Source organism: Promineifilum sp. (SeqCode) (genome assembly GCF_041918635.1).
Lineage (GTDB): Bacteria > Chloroflexota > Anaerolineae > Promineifilales > Promineifilaceae > Promineifilum.
Genome location: NZ_JAYRVJ010000615.1, coordinates 1 through 2,540 on the forward strand (window position 1 = coordinate 1; position 2,540 = coordinate 2,540).

The following is a 2,540-nucleotide window of genomic DNA, read 5'->3' on the forward strand; positions in this document are numbered from 1 at the left end:
GTCGTTGGCGACGCGACGACCGAGTGGGCGACCCCCCACCATTTACAGAGTAACCGGATAGAGCACCTTTTTAGCCTGAGCGAAGCAACGGCGCTGAGTCTTGGGTTCGAGATTGTGTCGCGCCTCCAGGCCAGCAGCAATGGCCTGTACCTACAATCGTTTGCCGTAGCTTCCCTGCCCGAGGGCGGTTTGGAGGCGGCTCCGGAACCTTACCTCGTCGTCGTCAATTTGCTGCCTCAAGACGCCTCGCTGCGCGAGAAGTGGCATGTCCTCTATCAGACGCATGATCGGCGAGAGGCCATGCTGCAATCGCACGACGACGCCATCAATCTGGTGCGACACGGGCGTAGCGACTCCTTTATCCGGTTGTGGGGACGCGACCGCTTGCGTCCCGAGCAGCGGGCCGCCATTGAGAGTGCTGGGCTAACTATTAAGGATGAGTTGTTGACGGGTATCACACTGATACAGCTATTGCCGTCGACGCTGGAGGGAATGCCCATCTCCGTAATCAACCTGCTGCCTCAGGATGCGACGCTGCTGGAGAAGTGGCACGTCTTGCAGGTGATCCATGAGGAACGGCAGTCGATGATGCAGTCGCATGACGACGCCATCCATCTGATGCAAATCGCCGGCCCGGCCTCACACGTTCGCTTGTGGGGCCGGGAGCGTTTACAGGAGGGACAGTTTGCGGCGCTGATGGCCAGCGGTGTTCGACTGGTAGACGAGAGCTTCCCGGCCCACGCGCCGGCCGTCGTGCCGTCGGGCGAATTTCGCCTCACCCATTGGCCGTGCACCGGGACGACGCTCACGCGTGGTTTTGGCGCTGCCGCGGAATGGTACCGGCAGTTTGAGGAACAGGAGAAGAAGAAGAGGCCGCCCAATCTAGGCCCCTTCCTGCCGGCGCACGAGGGCATTGACATCCACGCGCCGTTCAGTTCGCCCATTTTCGCGGCGGCCGGCGGCACGGTTGTCGCCAACCCGGCCAAACCATCCGGTTATGGGACTCACGTTCGGATCGAGCACGTAGCTGGTTATCAGTCCATCTACGGCCACCTGGAGCGCGTGATCGTCCAGCCGGGTCAGAAAGTCGAAGGCGGAGCCGTGATCGGCTTTGCTGATAGTACCGGCAACGTGTCTCCCAGGCCGACGCCAGAAAAACCTCACGCCGGATCACATCTGCACTTTTCGCTCAAGCGGTTCGGTCATGGGCCAACGATCTACCCTTTCAACTATATTGATCCGACGCCATTCATGCGCCAGTTGCCAGAGTTCCCGGCCGGCGCGATCCCAGATTCACCGCCGCCCTTTCCCTCACAGGGCGGGCGTATCGACCTGTTGGACTATATGCGCGGCGATGGCCGTCTCTACGAAGTCCTCACGGCCGGCGGCGGGCAAGAACGCTTCCAGACACAGCGAGAGGGCCATCGCTTTTTTATTGTCAAGAACGAGAATTGGGAAGAGTTGTGGGCTGACGAGAATTATATCTGGCGCGGCTGGGACACCTCGCCCGACAACGACCGCTATTACATCCAGTGGGAGGACGGCCACGAGGGGGCGCGCTGGGCCAACCGGCGCATGCAGGTCACCGAGACCTTCGTCGGCCAGAAGCATCACGTGCAGTTCTTCATGAAACGGGATTGTAGCCGCTCGGGTCTGAACAGCGGCGACGCCTCCAACCATACGAGGTTGGTCGCCCACCACGCTTCGATGACGTGGAACGACAAGACCGTGCCGGACGTGATCGAGCTAGCTGGCCTGCATGGCGAGCGATTTTTCTTCGCCCGTGGTTATGGGCTGGTGGGCTGGTCCTCACCTGATAAGAACGCCGGCATCAGCCAGGAGCATAAACCGAACGACCGGCCGGACAATGTGAGGATGAAGATTCCGTGCCTCCAGCGACCATAAAGCGCCCTTTGCACCACACCCCCTGCTTCTGTTAGAATGTCCCCTGAGACAGCGGGCCGCCACGCGCCGCCCACTGGGGAATTCGTCGCCATGAAAACTGTACTGTTAGTAACGTTCCTGATCCTGACCGCGCTCGTCGCCGGGCCAGCTAGCGGGGCGCTGGGCCAGCCGGCCGAGGCCGACCGCGACCCGATGGCCGACTTGGTGCTCAGCGCCGACGAACTGGCCGCCGGGGCGGAGATGGGCGCGACCTTGCTGGACGGCCTACTGTCCATCACCTCGTCTACCTTCACCTCCCAGATCATCGAAGCGCCCATCCCGTTCAACGCCGTCGTGCCGCAATGGACGGGGACGGCGGCCGAGGGCATCGAGCTTCAGGTGCGCACCGGCCCCGACGGCCAGACGTGGGGCGAGTGGGTGTCTGTTCGCGCCAACCACGACTGGATGGAGCCGGACGAGGCCGAGATCGTCGGCGAGATGGTGATGGTTCCCGAGGCCGGTCAGACCCACCGCTTCGTGCAGGTGCGGGCGCTCTACAGCGCGCCGGTCGAGGGGGCCGAGCCGCCGGCGCTGAGCCAGTTGCGCCTGACCTTCATCGACACCAGCCAGGGGCCGACGGCCGAGGAACTGGTGGA

1 protein-coding gene and 1 pseudogene are annotated in these 2,540 nt (G+C 62.7%); both read left to right on the plus strand.

Annotated features, from left to right (window positions below):
- Positions 1-1,905 (plus strand): M23 family metallopeptidase (locus ACE3UY_RS18230; protein ID WP_374688909.1); only part of this gene is annotated, 1,905 nt, incomplete at its 5' end.
- Between the two features lie 90 nt (positions 1,906-1,995).
- A pseudogene (locus ACE3UY_RS18235) lies at positions 1,996-2,540 on the plus strand (hypothetical protein); the annotation flags it as partial.